The organism is Pseudomonas piscis (assembly GCF_009380155.1).
GTDB lineage: Bacteria > Pseudomonadota > Gammaproteobacteria > Pseudomonadales > Pseudomonadaceae > Aquipseudomonas > Aquipseudomonas piscis.
The window spans coordinates 1,086,538-1,101,736 of sequence record NZ_WHUV01000002.1; the positions used below are offsets into that span (position 1 = coordinate 1,086,538).

Annotated in this window: 15 protein-coding genes; 3 read left to right on the forward strand and 12 right to left on the reverse strand. The window is 66.5% G+C overall.

Annotation, left to right across the window (positions count from 1 at the left end; translation table 11 throughout):
* Positions 1-2: 2 nt before the first annotated feature.
* The 4 genes from GDH07_RS14880 to GDH07_RS14895 all read right to left on the reverse strand — a co-directional run bounded on the left by GDH07_RS14880 (position 3) and on the right by GDH07_RS14895 (position 3,821).
* Positions 3-815, reverse strand: a complete 813-nt coding sequence (locus tag GDH07_RS14880) for a crotonase/enoyl-CoA hydratase family protein (RefSeq protein ID WP_053129166.1) — start codon at positions 813-815, stop codon at positions 3-5.
* A 131-nt stretch (positions 816-946) separates the two neighbouring features.
* A complete protein-coding gene (locus GDH07_RS14885) occupies positions 947-1,723 on the reverse strand; it encodes a class I SAM-dependent methyltransferase (protein ID WP_343038241.1) in 777 nt (258 codons plus the stop codon).
* Positions 1,724-1,816: 93 nt separating this feature from the next.
* Entirely contained in the window at positions 1,817-3,115 is a 1,299-nt protein-coding gene (locus GDH07_RS14890) for an ATP-binding protein (protein ID WP_152898029.1), read from the reverse strand.
* A gap of 4 nt (positions 3,116-3,119) precedes the next feature.
* Positions 3,120-3,821, reverse strand: coding sequence for a response regulator (locus GDH07_RS14895; RefSeq protein WP_022644244.1), 702 nt, complete (start codon positions 3,819-3,821; stop codon positions 3,120-3,122).
* Here GDH07_RS14895 and GDH07_RS32310 point away from each other — a divergent pair.
* The 3 genes from GDH07_RS32310 to GDH07_RS14905 are packed head-to-tail and all read left to right on the forward strand — an operon-like array spanning position 3,820 to position 8,283.
* The gene (locus GDH07_RS32310; RefSeq protein WP_178124065.1) at positions 3,820-3,966 is read left to right on the forward strand and encodes a hypothetical protein; all 147 of its coding nucleotides are present in this window, start codon (positions 3,820-3,822) and stop codon (positions 3,964-3,966) included. The genes GDH07_RS14895 and GDH07_RS32310 overlap by 2 nt on opposite strands.
* Before the next feature lie 60 nt (positions 3,967-4,026).
* A complete protein-coding gene (locus GDH07_RS14900) occupies positions 4,027-5,181 on the forward strand; it encodes an efflux RND transporter periplasmic adaptor subunit (RefSeq protein WP_152898030.1) in 1,155 nt (384 codons plus the stop codon).
* A 9-nt stretch (positions 5,182-5,190) separates the two neighbouring features.
* Positions 5,191-8,283 carry an efflux RND transporter permease subunit gene (locus GDH07_RS14905; protein WP_152898031.1) on the forward strand — a complete coding sequence of 1,031 codons (3,093 nt, stop codon included), beginning with the start codon at positions 5,191-5,193 and terminating at the stop codon, positions 8,281-8,283.
* Positions 8,284-8,425: 142 nt separating this feature from the next.
* Here the strand turns inward: GDH07_RS14905 and GDH07_RS14910 are convergent, their stop codons facing one another.
* The 8 genes from GDH07_RS14910 to GDH07_RS14945 all read right to left on the reverse strand — a co-directional run bounded on the left by GDH07_RS14910 (position 8,426) and on the right by GDH07_RS14945 (position 15,192).
* On the reverse strand, positions 8,426-8,935 hold the full coding sequence (locus tag GDH07_RS14910; protein WP_053129157.1) for a GNAT family N-acetyltransferase: 510 nt from the start codon (positions 8,933-8,935) through the stop codon (positions 8,426-8,428).
* A gap of 72 nt (positions 8,936-9,007) precedes the next feature.
* A complete protein-coding gene (locus GDH07_RS14915; RefSeq protein ID WP_053129155.1) occupies positions 9,008-9,985 on the reverse strand; it encodes a LysR family transcriptional regulator in 978 nt (325 codons plus the stop codon).
* 177 nt (positions 9,986-10,162) lie between these two features.
* On the reverse strand, positions 10,163-11,122 hold the full coding sequence (locus tag GDH07_RS14920) for a peptidylprolyl isomerase (RefSeq protein WP_343038242.1): 960 nt from the start codon (positions 11,120-11,122) through the stop codon (positions 10,163-10,165).
* Positions 11,119-11,619, reverse strand: a complete 501-nt coding sequence (locus tag GDH07_RS14925) for a YbjN domain-containing protein (RefSeq protein WP_022644235.1) — start codon at positions 11,617-11,619, stop codon at positions 11,119-11,121. The genes GDH07_RS14920 and GDH07_RS14925 overlap by 4 nt, the downstream gene beginning before the upstream one ends.
* Positions 11,620-11,638: 19 nt before the next feature.
* Entirely contained in the window at positions 11,639-12,286 is a 648-nt protein-coding gene (locus GDH07_RS14930; RefSeq protein WP_152898032.1) for a DNA repair protein, read from the reverse strand.
* A 17-nt stretch (positions 12,287-12,303) separates the two neighbouring features.
* Positions 12,304-14,010, reverse strand: coding sequence for a putative porin (locus GDH07_RS14935; protein ID WP_053129149.1), 1,707 nt, complete (start codon positions 14,008-14,010; stop codon positions 12,304-12,306).
* A 39-nt stretch (positions 14,011-14,049) separates the two neighbouring features.
* Complete coding sequence (locus GDH07_RS14940) at positions 14,050-14,766, reverse strand: energy transducer TonB family protein (protein ID WP_152898033.1); 717 nt, start codon at positions 14,764-14,766, stop codon at positions 14,050-14,052.
* 3 nt (positions 14,767-14,769) lie between these two features.
* Entirely contained in the window at positions 14,770-15,192 is a 423-nt protein-coding gene (locus tag GDH07_RS14945) for an ExbD/TolR family protein (RefSeq protein WP_053129146.1), read from the reverse strand.
* Positions 15,193-15,199 lie beyond the last annotated feature (7 nt).

Below are 15,199 nucleotides of genomic sequence, written 5' to 3' on the forward strand. Positions count from 1 at the left end.
AGTCAGTCCAGGAATTCGGGTTTCTGTTTGCTCATGTGGGCGGCGATGGCCACGCGCAGGTCATTGGACTGGAGCATGGCGGCGTTCCAGGTGGCCACGTACTCCAGGCCATCGTCGATGCGGTGGTCGCGCATGTAGCTGAGCATTTCCTTGGTGCCGGTCACGGCGATCGGCGACTTGGCGGCGATCTCCCGGGCGATTTCCATGACCCCGTCCAGCAGGCTGGAGGCGTCGGCATAGGTGCGATTGACCAGGCCGATCTGGCGCGCCTCCTCGGCGCCGAAGGTCCGTCCGGTGTAGGCCAGCTCACGCAGCATGCCGTCACCGATGATACGTGGCAAACGTTGCAGTGTGCCGACATCGGCGGCCATGCCGATATCGATCTCCTTGATCGAGAACTGCACGTCGGCCGCGGCATAGCGCATGTCGCAGGCGCTGATCAGGTCGATGGCGCCGCCGAGGCAGTAGCCCTGGATAGCCGCCAGCACCGGCTTGCGGCAGTTGTCCACGGCAGTGAACGAGGACTGCAGCTCGAGGATCTTGCGCCGCAACAGGCGGGCATTGCGGCCCACGTCCTTGCCCAGTTCGTTGGCGAATCCGGCCAGCATCATCAGGTCGATGCCAGAGGAAAAGTGCTTGCCGGCACCGCTGAGCACCACCACTCGCACCGCGTCGGTCTCGTCGATCCACTGGAAGATATCGACGATCTCACGCCAGAACGCGGCGTTCATGGCGTTGATCTTTTCCGGGCGGTTGATCTGCACATGGGCGATGTTGTCAGCGAGTTCGACGCGAAAGGCTTGGTATTCGGACATGGCAGCGATCCTTTTCTGGTGAGCAAATGAGGGCCGAACTATAGCAAGTGGCAAGCGCGCCCCGTAAGGCAGCGCATTGGCCAAAAGCGGGACTGGCACAGGCCCTGCCCCGCCAGTGATGGCGCAACCGCTCAGCCCACTTTCGCCGTGCGAAACGCCGCGGTCTCATAGGGCACCGTGACTTCGGCCTTGTCCCGCAATTGGGGTTCGCTGGCGATCAGCGCGGCGATCTGCCGGTCCACCTCGTCGCGCCCGGCCTGGGGCGAGGCGGCGATGAAGCTGGTGGAACGCACGCGATTGAACAGCACGTCCTCCACCGGGCCATGGTGTCCATGGCGAAAATGCTCTTCCTGCAACGGGCCGAAGCCGGGGTGGGGAAAGACCTGGCGCCAGGCTCCGGTGTAGTAGCGCGGCGTATCGCCCTGCAGGGCGTTGACGATGCGGTCCAGGCGCGCCACCCAGGGTACCCGTGCATCGCGCTGGTTCCACACCAGCGCCAGCTGGCCGCCCGGCTTGAGTACCCGATGGATCTCGTCCAGGGCCCCAGGGGTGGCGAACCAGTGGAAGGCCTGGGCGCAGACCACCACATCCACCGAGGCATCGCGCAGCGGCAGCGCCTCGGCAGTACCCTCCAGGACCTGGACCTCGGGCTGGGCCTCGGCCAGCCGGGCACGCATTTGCGCCACGGGCTCCACCGCGATCACCTGGGCGTCGGTGGCCGCCAGGCGCGCAGTGAACTTGCCGGTGCCGGCGCCCAGGTCCACCACTACCCTGGCTGCGCGCAGGCCCAGCGCCTGGCGCAGCCAGGGGTCCAGTTCCGGCGGATAACCGGGACGCCCCCGAACATAAGTGTCGGCAGCCTGCTGGTAGCCGTCGGCCGCTGCATGGTGAATGGACTGATCGTTCACGGAACACCTCCTGGTCACGGATGCTGGCGCTTGAGGATAAACCCTCAACGGCCACGGCCGGGATGAAACAAATGTCAGCTACGCCCGGGCCCGTCAACGGGGTGTGGGCAGGCTCAGGCGAAACCGCGCGCCGCCCAGTGGCGAGGCTTCCACCGTCAAGGTGCCACCCTGGGCCTCCAGGGCCCGGCGACTGATGGCCAGGCCCAGGCCGAAGCCACCGGTGGAGCGATCGCGGCTGCGATCCAGGCGATAGAAGGGTTCGAACACCCGCTCGCGTTCGTCGTCAGGGATGCCGATACCATCGTCGTCGACCCAGATCTCGCACCCCTGGTCGCTGACCAGCACCCCGACCTGGATGCGCTTCTCGCAATAACGGGTGGCGTTGCGCAACAGGTTCTGCAGGGCCCGCGCAGTCAGGCGCGGGTCCAGGGTGAAACGCTCCAGGGTGCCATGCAGCAGCACGTCGATGACCAGGTCCGATTCCAGCTCGTCGTCGACGCTGCCCAGGATGCTGTCGATGAACTCGTCCAGGGCCACCTCGATCTGCTCCGGCAAACAGGCCGGATTCTGCAGGCGGCTGTAGGACAGCAGCTCCAGCACCAGCTCATCCAGCTCGCGGATGTGCGCCACCAACCCTTGCAGGCGCTCACGGCTGGCTGCCGGCAAGTCGTCGGATAACGCCAGGGCCAGGCCGAAGTCGAGCCGGGTCAGGGGCGTGCGCAATTCGTGGGATACCGCATTGAGCAGGTCGCGCTGCTGGTTCAGCAGTTGCTCGATATCTCCGGCCATGGTGTCGAACACATGGGCCAGGCTGCCGATGTTGGAGCTGGCCGGCAACTGCGTACGCTCATCCAGATGGCCCTTGCCGAAGCGCTCTGCGGTGCGCTTGAGGCGCTCCAGGTCACGCCAGTGGGGCCGGACCCACAACAGCAGGCAGGCCAGCAGCACCGCACCGATCAGAACGTTGATGCTCCAGTACAGCAGGTTGACGTCCAGCGGGTCCGGCGGCATCACCAGCTTGACCGCCAACTGGTCGTGCAACGGCGACACCGCCAGGGTCCGCGAGCCCCAGTCGCCAACCCGCACCACCTTCTTGCCAGCCAGCAGGCGGGCCCGTTCGTCGGCACTGAAATCGGGGTCGTCGATGCGTACCAGGGCCACCTGCAACGGGCGGAAGTCCTCGTCCATCTCCCGGGCGAGCGCCGGCCATTGCGCCGGGGGCTGGGTGCGGAACTGCCTGGCGATCAGTTCCTGCAAACCCCGGGACTTGGTCAGGTTGTAATCGATGAAGCGCTGGTGAAACACCTTGATCACCAGGTCAGGGACCAGGTACATCGCGGCGCTGAAGGCCACGATGGTGATCAGGTACAGCCGGACCAGGATGCGCAGCATGGGTTCAGCATTCCCACTCGGAACGGCTGAACAGGTAGCCCTTGCCCCAGACGGTCTTGATCTTGCGCGCCTCGCCGGCGTGGTCGTCGAACTTGCGTCGCAGCTTGGAGATGGCCACGTCCACCGAACGGTCGGTGCCGTTGAACTCGATACCGCGCAAGCGCTGGAGGATCTGATCGCGGCTCAGCACTTCGCCGGCATGCCGGGCCAGCACCACCAGCAGGTTGTATTCGCCGCTGGACAGTTCCACCAGCTGGTCGCGCCAGGTCACGGTGCGTTCCGATAGATCGATGCACAGGTTGCCCATGAGGATCCGGTCGCTGGCGGTCTGCGGCTCGCCCAGGCTGCTGCGGCGCAACAGGGTCCGGACCCGGGCCAGCAACACTCGCGGCTCGCAGGGCTTGGTCACATAGTCGTCGGCGCCCATTTCCAGGCCCAGCACCTGGTCGTGGCTGTCATCGCGGGCGGTCAGCATCAGGATCGGCAGGCTGGCCGAGTCGGCCCGCAGCAGCCGGCACACTTGCAAGCCATCCAGGCCCGGCAGCATCAGGTCGAGGATCACCAGGTCCGGCGGGTTGCTCCGGGCCCGCTCGCGCACCTGGTCGCCACGGCTGATGACGCTGACCTGGTAGCCGTTGCGCTCCAGGTAGCTGGCAATCAGTTCGGAGAGCGCGGGGTCGTCTTCGACAAGGAGGATATTGGCCATGGAAGAGAAATCTTTATTGAAGAAATACGAAGAACCGGCGTTATCCATAGATGCGCCGGGAACTAGCAGCAAGGTTGCCAAGCATATACAACGCGGCCCCGACAGGCTCGTGCGCTTCACATTTTTTCACACAGCGGCTACATAGCTTCACAGCGCCTTAACCCCCATGCCCTTAGCATGCCGGGTTCATCATTGGGGTATCAGTATGTCGAACAAACTCTTCGCGCCGCTTTGCCTGCTGGTCATGGCCGCGACGCTGAGCGCCTGCGGCCAGTCCGGCAGCGAGCAGAAACCGGCGCCGGCCAAGGTCCGCACCGAGATCGTGCGCAGCCAGGCCTTGTCCATCACCAGCGAATTGAGCGGACGGATCGCCGCGCCACGCATTGCCGAAGTCCGCGCCCGGGTGGCCGGCGTGGTGCTGCAACGGACCTTCCGCGAAGGTTCGGACGTCAAGCAGGGCGACGTACTGTTCCGCATCGACCCGGCGCCGTTCAAGGCCGACCTGGACAGCGCCGTGGCCAGCCTGCGCAAGGCCGAGGCCACCGCGTTCCAGGCCCGTTTGCAGGAGCAGCGCTACTCGCGGCTGATCGCCGACCAGGCCATCAGCGGCCAGGAATACGACAACGCCCGTTCCGCTGCGCGCCAGGCCGACGCCGAAGTCGCCGCCAACCAGGCCGCGGTGCAGCGGGCCAGGCTGAACCTGGGCTACGCCACCGTCACTGCGCCGATTTCCGGTCGGGTCGGCCGCGCCCTGGTCACCGAAGGTGCCCTGGTGGGCCAGGGCGAAAGCACGCCCCTGGCGCTGATCCAGCAGCTGGATCCGATCCACGCCGACCTGACCCAGTCCACCCGCGAGCTCAACGATCTGCGGCGGGCCCTGCGCGCCGGCCAACTGCAGCAGGTCGGCAAGGACCAGGCCAAGGCCACCCTGGTGCAGGACGATGGCAGCCTCTATCCGCTACCGGGCAAGCTGCTGTTCACCGATATCAGCGTCGACCCCGGCACCGGCCAGATCACCCTGCGCAGCGAGTTCCCCAACCCGGAACTGGACCTGCTGCCCGGCAGCTTCGTCCGGGTCCGCCTGGAGCAGGCGGTCAACCGCCAGGGCATCAGCGTCCCGCAGCGGGCCATCCAGCGCGATGGCGCCGGTATCGCCCAGGTGTTGCTGGTGGACGCCGAAAACCGCGTGGTACAGCACCCGGTGCACCTGGGCGGCGTGCAGCAAGACCGCTGGATAGTCACCGACGGTCTCAAGCCCGGCGACCGGATCATCGTCGAAGGGCTGCAGCACGCCCGTCCCGGCGAGCAGGTCGAGATCGATGACGCCCCCCTCGCGCACGTCCAGAACCCAGGCCAATAGGTAGTACAGATGCCGCAATTCTTCATTGACCGTCCGGTGTTCGCCTGGGTGGTCGCCTTCTTCATCCTGATCGGCGGCGCCCTGGCGATACCCCAGTTGCCGGTGGCCCAGTACCCCAACGTCGCCCCGCCGCAGATCGAGATCGCCGCCACCTACCCGGGTGCCTCGGCCCAGACCATGGACGAGTCGGTGGTCAGCCTGATCGAGCAAGAGCTCAACGGCGCCGACCACCTGCTGTACTTCTCGTCCCAGAGCAGCCTGGGCAGTGCCACCATCACCGCCACCTTCCAGCCGGGCACCAACCCGGAGCTGGCCCAGGTGGACGTGCAGAACCGCCTCAAGGCGGTGGAGCCACGCCTGCCCCAGGCCGTGACCCAGCAAGGCCTGCAAGTGGAGAAAGTCTCTGCCGGCTTCCTGCTGCTGATCACCCTGAGCTCCAATGACGGGCGCCTGGACGAGGTCGCGCTCAGCGACTACATGGCGCGCAGCGTGCTGAACGAGATCCGCCGCCTGGATGGCGTCGGCAAGGCCCAGTTGTATGGCGCCGAACGGGCCATGCGGATCTGGCTCGATCCGCAGAAGCTGATCGGCTTCAACCTGACTCCGGCCGACGTCAACGCCGCCGTAGCCGCGCAGAACGCCCAGGTACCGGCAGGCAGCATCGGCGACCTGCCCGGCCCTTCCAGCCAGGAAATCACCGCCACCGTGCTGGTCAAGGGCCAACTGAGCAACCCGGAGGAGTTCGCCGACATCGTCCTCAAGGCCAACCCCGACGGTTCCACCGTGCGTATCGGCGACGTGGCGCGGGTGGAAGTGGGCAGCCAGGAATACCAGTTCGGCACGCGCCTGAACGGCAAGCAGTCCACCGCCGTCGGCGTGCAGCTGTCTCCCGGAGCCAATGCGCTGAACACCGCGACCCTGATCCGGGCAAAGATGGATGAGCTGTCGCGCTACTTCCCCGCCGGCGTGGAATACAAGATCCCCTACGACACCTCGCCGTTCGTCAAGGTCTCGATCACCAAGGTGCTCTACACCCTGCTCGAGGCCATGGTCCTGGTGTTCCTGGTGATGCTGCTGTTCCTGCAGAACATCCGCTACACCCTGATCCCGACCCTGGTGGTCCCGGTGGCGCTGATGGGCACCTTCGCCACCATGCTGGCCCTGGGTTTCTCCATCAACGTGCTGACCATGTTCGGCATGGTGCTGGCCATCGGCATCCTGGTGGACGACGCCATCGTGGTGGTGGAGAACGTCGAACGGATCATGGCCAACGAGGGCCTGCCCCCCCGGGAAGCCACGCGCAAGGCGATGCAGCAGATCACCGGCGCGATCATCGGTATCACCCTGGTGCTGGTGGCAGTGTTCATCCCCATGGCCTTCATGCCAGGCTCGGTGGGGGTGATCTACCAGCAGTTCTCGCTGTCCATGGCCACCTCGATCCTGTTCTCGGCGTTCCTGGCCCTGACCCTGACCCCGGCCCTGTGCGCGACCCTGCTCAAGCCCATCGCCGCCGGCGAGCATCACGAGCGTGGCGGCTTCTTCGGCTGGTTCAACCGCCGCTTCGAGCGCCTGACCGACAGCTACCAGGGTGGCGTGGCCTATGCGCTCAAGCGCAGCGGGCGCTACCTGCTGATCTACCTGGCGTTGCTGGTGGTCATGGCGCTGCTGTTCGTGCGCCTGCCCTCCTCGTTCCTGCCAGTCGAGGACCAGGGCTACACCATCACCGATATCCAGCTGCCACCGGGTGCCAGCCAGAACCGCACCATCCGCGTGGTGGAACAGATCGAGGCACACAACGCCTCGGAACCGGGCGTGGGCGACAGCACCATCATCCTCGGCTTCAGTTTCTCGGGTAACGGGCAGAACGCGGCGCTGGCCTTCACCACCCTCAAGGACTGGTCGCAACGGGGCCGCGACGATTCGGCGATGAGCATCGCCGAGCGCGCCACCGCAGCCTTCGGCGAAATCAAGGATGCCGTGGCCTACGCCATCCTGCCGCCGCCGATCGATGGCCTGGGCACCTCCAGCGGCTTCGAGTTCCGCCTGCAAGACCGTGGCGGCGTCGGCCATGAAGCGCTGATGCAGGCTCGTACCGAACTGCTGCAGGCCGCGCAAAAGAGCCCGATCCTGGCCAACGTGCGGGAAAACGCCCTGGCCGAGGCACCCCAGGTGCAACTGGCGATCGACCGCAAGCAAGCCAATGCCCTGGGCGTGTCCTTCGGCGATATCGGCAGCCTGCTGTCCACCGCCCTGGGCTCGGCCTACATCAACGACTTCCCCAACCAGGGCCGGATGCAGCGGGTGGTGATCCAGGCCGAGGGCGACCAGCGCAGCCAGGTCGAGGACCTGTTGCGCCTGAACGTGCGCAACAGCGCCGGCAAGATGGTGCCGTTGTCGTCCTTCGTCAGCGCCAGCTGGAAGATGGGCCCCGCACAGTTGACCCGCTACAACGGCTACCCGGCGGTCGACGTCTCCGGCGAGCCGGCAGCGGGCCGCAGCACCGGCGAAGCCATGCAGGAAATCGAACGCCTGGTGGCCCAGCTGCCGAACGGCCTGGGCCTGGAGTGGACCGGCCTGTCGTTGCAGGAGCGCCTGTCGGGCAGCCAGGCCCCGCTACTGCTGGGATTGTCGTTGCTGATCGTGTTCCTGTGCCTGGCGGCGCTCTATGAGAGCTGGTCGATCCCGGCCTCGGTGCTGCTGGTGGTGCCGCTGGGCGTACTCGGCGCAGTACTGGCGGTGACCTTGCGCGACATGCCCAACGACGTGTTCTTCAAGGTGGGCCTGATCACCATCATCGGCCTGTCGGCGAAGAACGCGATCCTGATCATCGAGTTCGCCAAGAGCCTGTACGACGAGGGCCATGACCTGCTGGACGCCACCCTGCAGGCCGCCCGCCTGCGCCTGCGGCCGATCGTCATGACCTCCCTGGCGTTCATCCTCGGCGTGGTGCCCCTGGCCATCGCCACCGGCGCCAGCTCCGCCAGCCAGCAGGCGATCGGCACCGGGGTGATCGGCGGGATGATCACCGCGACCCTGGCAGTGATCTTCGTCCCGGTGTTCTTCGTGGTGGTGATGAAACTGGTGAAGCGCAACTCGCGCTAACCGCTACACGACCGCTCGCGGCAGGAGTAGCCGCTGGCGCAGGCTGTGCACAACCGCGCAGCGGGCGCCAGCGGAGCACCAGGCCGATCGCGGCCCCACGGCCGCTACGCGCCCGGTCGCTGCCTCGCAGGTTCGGTAGCAGCTACCGATCGCGCAGGCGCGCCATGGCCAGCACATCGACGTAGCGACCGTCACGCACCGCGTAGTCGCGCAACTGGCCCTCGGTCTCGAAGCCGAACTTGCGGTACAGGCCGATGGCCGCCAGGTTATCGGCGTACACCGTGAGCTCGACCCGACGCAGGTTCATCCAGTTGTCCGCCACCTCCAGCACCGCCGCCAGCAGGCGGCTGCCGATGCCCTGGCCCTGCCAGGCCCGCGCCACCCCCATGCCAAAGCTCGCGCAATGGGAGCGCCGCACCCGCCCGATCTGCTCCAGGCTGCAATTGCCGATCACCACGCCCTGGTGCAGGGCCACCAGGGACACCAGCCGCTCGTTGTCCAGCCCGAGGCGCTTGCGCCACAGTTCGGGGGACTGGTAAGGCATCTGCAGGGTCTGGCTGGCCACCGTCGGTTCACTGTAGAGCGCGGTCAAGCCTTCAAGATGAGCCTCGCTGAAACGCTCGATGACAATGCTGGCGGGAGAACTGGGCATGGCGGGGCGTCCTTGTCGTTGGAATGGCCATCGAGTGTAAAACGCCGGGCCCTGCCATGACGAGCGCCTCCCTCAGGCAAACCAGTCCTCGCGCTCGGTGAAGGTATGCAGGATCAGGTCCACCAGTTGCTGGACTTCTTCCTCGTGCTGCACCTGGGCGTTCATCGCCAGCCAGGCGCGGCGCTGCATGCTTTCGCCGAACAGCCCGGGCAAGGCGGTCAAGCCGCGGTCGAAGCGGCTGATGTACTGCGGCAGCAAGCCGATACAGGCGCTGCAGCGGATCATCTCCAGCATCAGCTCATAGGAATGCACGTGCACCACCCCGGCCAGCCGCGAATCCACCAGGCTGTTCCAGGGGCGGAAGGGCTCGATCTGCCGGTCGTGTTGCCACTGCACCAGCATGTAGTCGGTCAGGTCGTCGACGCTGTCGGGGCGCGCCGCGACCCGGGAGTAGCGCTTGGCGATGTGCGGCAGGTAGTCGATACGCGCCAGGGGCATGGGTTCGCGAATGGCGAAGCTAGGCCCCGGCAAGGGCGAGTCGGCGGCCCCCAGCCACAGCACCAGGTCGGCGCTCAGGGCCCGCAGCGACAGGTCGCTGTCGATGGAGATGATTTCCAGGCGCGCGCTGGCGTTGCGCCGCAACAGGGCGATCAGGTCGCGACCCAGGATGTCATGCAGGATGGTCTCGGCCACCGCCAGGCGAATCAGCGGCTGCTCGATCACCGGCAGGCGCCGCTGGTGGGCCAGGGCGATCAACTGGGCCTGCAGTTGCAGGCCTTCGCGGCTCAGGCTCAAGGCGTTGCCCTGGTAGCAGAACAACGCACGCCGCAGGTGCTCCTCCAGCAACGCCAGCTGCTTGCGCAGCAAGGTGGCCTTGATGTTCAGGCTGCGGGCTGCCTGCATGAAGCAACCGCAACGGGCGCTCACCAGGAAATACTGGGCGACCTCTGGATCGATCCCGGCCGCCAGGGCCAGCCAGGCTTCCCGGGGTTCCTGGGGAACACTGTAGGGAACAACGCCCTGGTGTGGAGCAGGTTCGAGAAATGACATCGGTGACTCCCTGTCTTGTTGAGTGTTGCGTCCTTGGCTTGCGCCGGTGTTGGCAGCAAGCAGGCCGTGACGGCACGCGCCACATCCCACTTCCTGCCCTGCCCTGAAACCGCGTGGACCGGACCACGACGCCCCGCAAGATGGCGCCCGCTGCTGGCCCCGCTCCACGCGGGCCGGTTACTGAGCTTTTTCCTCCAGTGCCTGGTTGAGCGCCGCGCCATCGATGCTCAGCGTCGCGGTGTTGAGCATGCCCTCCAGATAGGCCTTGGCGATCTGCTCCTGGCGCTGGGCCCGCAAGGCCTGGACCAGGCGCTCACGCACCTCGTCCAGGCTGGCGGTACGCGCCGGTTGCAGCTCGGTCAGCTTGAGCACATGGAAACCCGCCGCGCTCTGCACCACCTCCGATACCGCGCCGACCTTGAGCCGGGCCACGGCGCCACGCACCTCCGGCACCAGTTGCTGCAGGGGCTGCAAGCCCGAATCGCCACCGTGCCGGGCACTGTCCGGGTCCTGGGAGTACTGCGCAGCCAGGGCGGCGAACTCACCGGGAGCGGCCTGGGCCTTCCTGGCGATCTCCTGGGCCTGGCGCCGCACCTGCTCCAGCGCCTGGGGCTCGGGCACCGCCAGGAAGACCTGGCTGACCCGGTACAACGGCGGGGTCAGCCAGGCCGACTTGCCGCTGTCGTAGGCCTGTTGCAGTTCGGCGGCGCTGGGGTAGTCCGCCGGCACCTGGCTGACCGACTGCATGTAGTCGCGAAAGACGATCTGCTCGGTGGCAGCGCGGGTTTGCTGCTCCACCTCCGGGCGCTGGCGCCAGCCCTGGGCATCGGCCTGCTCCAGCACCGCCTTCTGCGCCAGGCGCGAACGGATCCAGGTCTCCAGGGCCGGGCGATTGCCGCGCAGTTGAGTCCGGGCCTCCTCCGGCAGGCTGGCGAACAGCGCCTGGAGCTCCGCCACCGCCACCTGCTGGTTACCCAGGCGCGCCACCGCCGGGGTATTCGCCAATTGCTGCTGCAGCGCCGCCGGGGCCGGCTGCTGGGCCGCCACCGGATCGCTGCCCGGACGCAAGGCCAGCCCCAGGGCCAGGCCAAGCAGGGTCAGCGCCCCGGCACCGACCACCAGGGTCGGCTTCTTCACAGGACCGCCGCCTCTGCCGCGCCACTGGCCTGCGGCGTGCCGGCTGGCTCGACCTGGGCTTGGGCCTGCAGTTGGGCCGCCTGCTGGCTGTATTCACGCAGGTAGACGATGAACTCCTGGAGCAGGCGGTCCCACAGCTCCAGCTGGCTGCGCAGGTGGGTATCGCTGACCCCGGCCACCACCACGTCCATTTCCATCACCAGGAATTCACCCTGCAACGACAGCCGGGCGAAGCGCCGCGAGGCGTTCCACAGCTCCGCCAGGCCGGCCGGCAACTCGCCTTGGACGCGCAACGCACAGCTATAGGTGAAGTCCACGTAGTGCCCGGCCTCTGCCGCCGGGTTGCCGAAGCGCACGGCGTAGCCGATGCCCTGGCTGGCGCTGAGCAATTGCACGATACCGTTCTGCTCAGTGTGGTTGACCCGGTAACCGGCGCCTTGCAGCAGGTCGGTCAGGCTGTCGGTGGTGACGCTGGTGATCAAGGTTGCTTGTGTCATGTCTGTTCTTCCCTGGTAATCAATGAGCGCTCGCCGCCCGTGGGGCGTCGAACTGAGTCTGGTACAGGTCATCGCCGAAACCCTGGGCCAGTTCCTCGAACTTGACCCTAGCACTACCTGCGAAAGGCTGGCGGATCTTGACCACCTCGGCCACGTCGATCTTTTCGTAAGCCGTGAGGATTTCCTTGGCGACGCCGTACATCCGTTGATTCTTGACTGCACATTGCTGCACTTGTGTGTCACGTTCGTTCAATTGCGCCTGCAGCTTGACCCGCTCGGCCTCCTTGCCCCGGGCCAGCACCAGCAGTTCGTCGTAGGCCTTCTTGAACTTGCCCAGTTGCTCGCTGTTGGCGGCAGCCTGGGCCTGGGCCTGGCTCTGCAGGTTCTGCTGCTGGCCGGCCAGTTGCTCGGCCACGCCACGGCTCTTGGCCAGTTCGGCGGTGAGCTGCTTGACCTGGGCCTGGGCCTCCTTGGCGGCGTTTTCCGCGGCCAGCCGCGCGGCGGCGGCCTGGGCCTGCTCGCTCTGCAGGGCCTGCAACTGCTGGGTAGTGCTGCGCAACTGGGTGCGCAGGCGCTCTTCCATGCCTTCGGCGGCGGCGGGCGCGCTGGCCAGCACGCCCCAGGCCAGCAACAGGCCCACGGCCCCTGCCCTCGTCCGGCTGTTCATAACCTTCCTCCCTGCGCTTAGAAGCGCGTATTGAGTTCAAGCTGCATGACGTCGACTTCATAACGCGGCCCGTAGACTTCCGAGGCGCTCATGTAGCGGGCCGTGGCATAGATGTTCTTGTCGATGCCGTAGTTGCCGCCCAGGAAGTAGCCCTTGGCGTTGGTCCCGCCCAGGTGGAACGAAGAGTCGTTGAAGCCGTCAGGCAAGGCGTCGGGCTGGATGTACTTGTAGCCGGCCAGCAGGTTCCAGTCGCCGGCCTTCTTCATTTCCAGGGCATTACCCAGGGTGAACTGCAGCATCAGTGCATTGCCGCCGCTCTCGAACTCGCCATTGCGGTTGATGTTGTTGACGATCTGGCCTTCGCTGCGCTTGAGCATCTCGGCCTTGTCGTAGGCCAGGTTGCGGATGTAGTTGCCCTGGGTGCGCAGGCGCAGGTCATCCGGCAGCTCGGTGTCCCAGGCCAGGTTCAGGTCCAGCACATCGAACTTCGAGGCCAGGCCCACGTATTGCGGTTGCGGGGTCAGGCCGGGAGTGGCCGGGTTGGGCGCGATGTTGCGCAACAGGAACACGCTGTTGCCCTTCTGCATGAAGGCCACCCGCGAACCGTCGGTATCGCAGCCCGGGGCGCCGGCCCAGGGCGTGCAAGGGCTGGAGCGCTGGCCTTCGATATCCTCGAAGCGGTAGTAGGCCAAGGCGCCCTTGAGGCTGTTGCTGCGGTTGATCTTCCAGTTGGCGCCGATCTGCCCGCCGAACAACCACTTGGTGTCGCTCTCGTTCTTGTCGAAGCCGTTGCTGGTGGACGTGTCGTTGGTGTACTCCACCGGGAAGGCGCCGACCGTGCCGAACAGCCCCCAGTCGCTGTCGAGCTTGTGATTGAAGATCGCCGCCACGCCGTCGAAGTTCAGGTCGTTGGAGTACAGCATGTCGGTGGAATAGAACGGGTTGGCGATCCGTCCGCCGGTCAGGGTCAGGTCCTGGGTGGCCTTCCAGGTCAGGTAGCCCTGGTCGAGCCAGATGTCCTTCTTGCCGAAGCCGCCGCCCAGGGTCTGGGTGGTGGATACCGGGTTGTTGTCCGAGCCGGTGCCGATGCGGATACCCGCGGTCCATTCCGGCGAGATCACCGCCTTCATCCCCAGGCGCGCCCGCAGGCGGAACAGGTTGTCGCGGTCCTCGCGGGTGTTGAGCAGCGGCGGCAGCTTGCTGTTGGTGTCCTTGTTGACGTCGTAGGGGCCGCTGTCGTTGAGCTTGGCGTAGTCGACGATCTCGTTGCTGTTGTTGTCGGCGAAGAACCGCGACTCACTGCGCAGGCGAATGTCGCCATCGAAGGTGATGCGCGAGACCCAGTCCGGGAAGGTGTTGGGCTGGGCCCAGTTCTCCTGCTTGGCGGTGGCCATGACCTCGGCCTTGACCTGGTCGCGGATCTGGTCACGGACGATGGCCGGCACGTATTGCACCCGCACGTCCCCTGGCGCGGCCGCAGGTCCGCCGGCGGCCACCGCAGCCACCGCGGCGTTGGCCTGGCGAGCCTGCTGGGCCTCCTTCTCGGCCTGGGCGATCAGGCCGTCGGCCTGTTCCTGCTTCAAAACCCCCTGTTGCACCAACAAACGGATCAGGTTGATCGTGGCGTTCTCCGAAGGCGCGGCCGCCGCGGCCGTGGCCTGGCCGGCCAGGCCCAGGGCGACCATGCCGAGCGCCAGGGTCAATCGATTCAGGGTGGAAATCATCTGCACACAACTCCTGTAGAAACTGCAAAAGGGGTTCGATCAATTCGGGCGCCGGCCCTTGAGGGACAGGCGCACAGGCAAGGTCAGGGAAGCCGGCATGCGCTCCTTCAGGCGCGGCGTGGCCCGTAGCGCCGCCAGCACCTGTTCGTCGGTCTGGGCATCGCCGCTGGAGTGGGCCAGCAGCACCCGGGTGACTTGCCCGTCAGCGCCCAGCCACAGGTCCACCTGCAGCGAATAGGCCTTCTTGCGCAGCTCCGCATCCTCGCGCAGCGCGCGCTGGAAGGTCGCCGCCAGGTATTGCTTGTAGGTTCCGGTGCCCAGGCCGCCGCCACCGGAGCCAGCCATGCCGCCGCCCTTGCCGGCGCCGATGTTGAAAGCGTCGCCGCCCGCCTGGGCGTCGCCATCGATCTGCATCGGGTTGGCCAGGTCGTCCGCCGGCGATGGCGGTGCCTCTTCCTCGGGCTTGACCTCCTCGGGGGTCGGCGTGGGCTCGGGCTCCGGCACTTTCTCCTCCACCGGTTCCGGCTCCTTGGGCTTCTCCGGCGGCGGTGGAGGTGGCGGCGGTGGTGGCGGCAACGGGATGATGGTCGGCACCTTCGGCGCTTCCCGGCGCACCCCGGCCATGTCGTTGGCCCACTGCCACAGCAGCCAGGCGGCGACGCCCGCCAGCAGCAGCCCGAGGCCCCACTTGAGCAGGCGCACGGCTTTTTGCTTTGGCTGAACCGGCGGGAGCTGGATAGGTTGTTGTGCGGTCATGACTCAGCCCTGGGGTTTGCCGGTAACCAGCCCGACCTGGGACAGCTCCAGGCGGCGCAACAGGTCGAGGACCTCGATCACCTTCTGGTACTGCACCGTGGCATCGCCGCGGACGATGATCGGGAAGTCCGGGTTCTGCGCCTTCTCGATGCGCAGGCGCTCTTCCAGCTCGCCCAGGGTCACCGGGTAGGCATCGAGGAACACCTGGCCGCCGTCGTTCACCGAGATGGCCTTGGTCTTGGCCTCAGACAACGACACCGAGGCGCTGGCCTTGGGCAGGTGGATCTGGATGCCCGAGACCTGGGCGGTGGCGGTGAGGATGAACATCACCAGCACCACCATCAGCACGTCCACCAGGGGCGTGATGTTGATGCTGTCGACGGCGGCATCGTCTTCGTCGTCATGGGAGGCGTTCACGGAAGCCATGGCAGTT

Bases quoted from the DNA above. Each gene is read 5' to 3' on its own strand.
- GDH07_RS14905 (WP_152898031.1), top strand. From the start codon at position 5,191: ATGCCGCAATTCTTCATTGACCGTCCGGTGTTCGCCTGGGTGGTCGCC.
- GDH07_RS14880 (WP_053129166.1), bottom strand. From the start codon at position 815: ATGTCCGAATACCAAGCCTTTCGCGTCGAACTCGCTGACAACATCGCC.
- GDH07_RS14935 (WP_053129149.1), bottom strand. From the start codon at position 14,010: ATGATTTCCACCCTGAATCGATTGACCCTGGCGCTCGGCATGGTCGCC.
- GDH07_RS14910 (WP_053129157.1), bottom strand. From the start codon at position 8,935: ATGCCCAGTTCTCCCGCCAGCATTGTCATCGAGCGTTTCAGCGAGGCT.
- GDH07_RS14930 (WP_152898032.1), bottom strand. From the start codon at position 12,286: ATGAACAGCCGGACGAGGGCAGGGGCCGTGGGCCTGTTGCTGGCCTGG.
- GDH07_RS14925 (WP_022644235.1), bottom strand. From the start codon at position 11,619: ATGACACAAGCAACCTTGATCACCAGCGTCACCACCGACAGCCTGACC.
- GDH07_RS14890 (WP_152898029.1), bottom strand. From the start codon at position 3,115: ATGCTGCGCATCCTGGTCCGGCTGTACCTGATCACCATCGTGGCCTTC.
- GDH07_RS14900 (WP_152898030.1), top strand. From the start codon at position 4,027: ATGTCGAACAAACTCTTCGCGCCGCTTTGCCTGCTGGTCATGGCCGCG.
- GDH07_RS14945 (WP_053129146.1), bottom strand. From the start codon at position 15,192: ATGGCTTCCGTGAACGCCTCCCATGACGACGAAGACGATGCCGCCGTC.
- GDH07_RS14940 (WP_152898033.1), bottom strand. From the start codon at position 14,766: ATGACCGCACAACAACCTATCCAGCTCCCGCCGGTTCAGCCAAAGCAA.
- GDH07_RS32310 (WP_178124065.1), top strand. From the start codon at position 3,820: ATGGAAGAGAAATCTTTATTGAAGAAATACGAAGAACCGGCGTTATCC.
- GDH07_RS14895 (WP_022644244.1), bottom strand. From the start codon at position 3,821: ATGGCCAATATCCTCCTTGTCGAAGACGACCCCGCGCTCTCCGAACTG.
- GDH07_RS14915 (WP_053129155.1), bottom strand. From the start codon at position 9,985: ATGTCATTTCTCGAACCTGCTCCACACCAGGGCGTTGTTCCCTACAGT.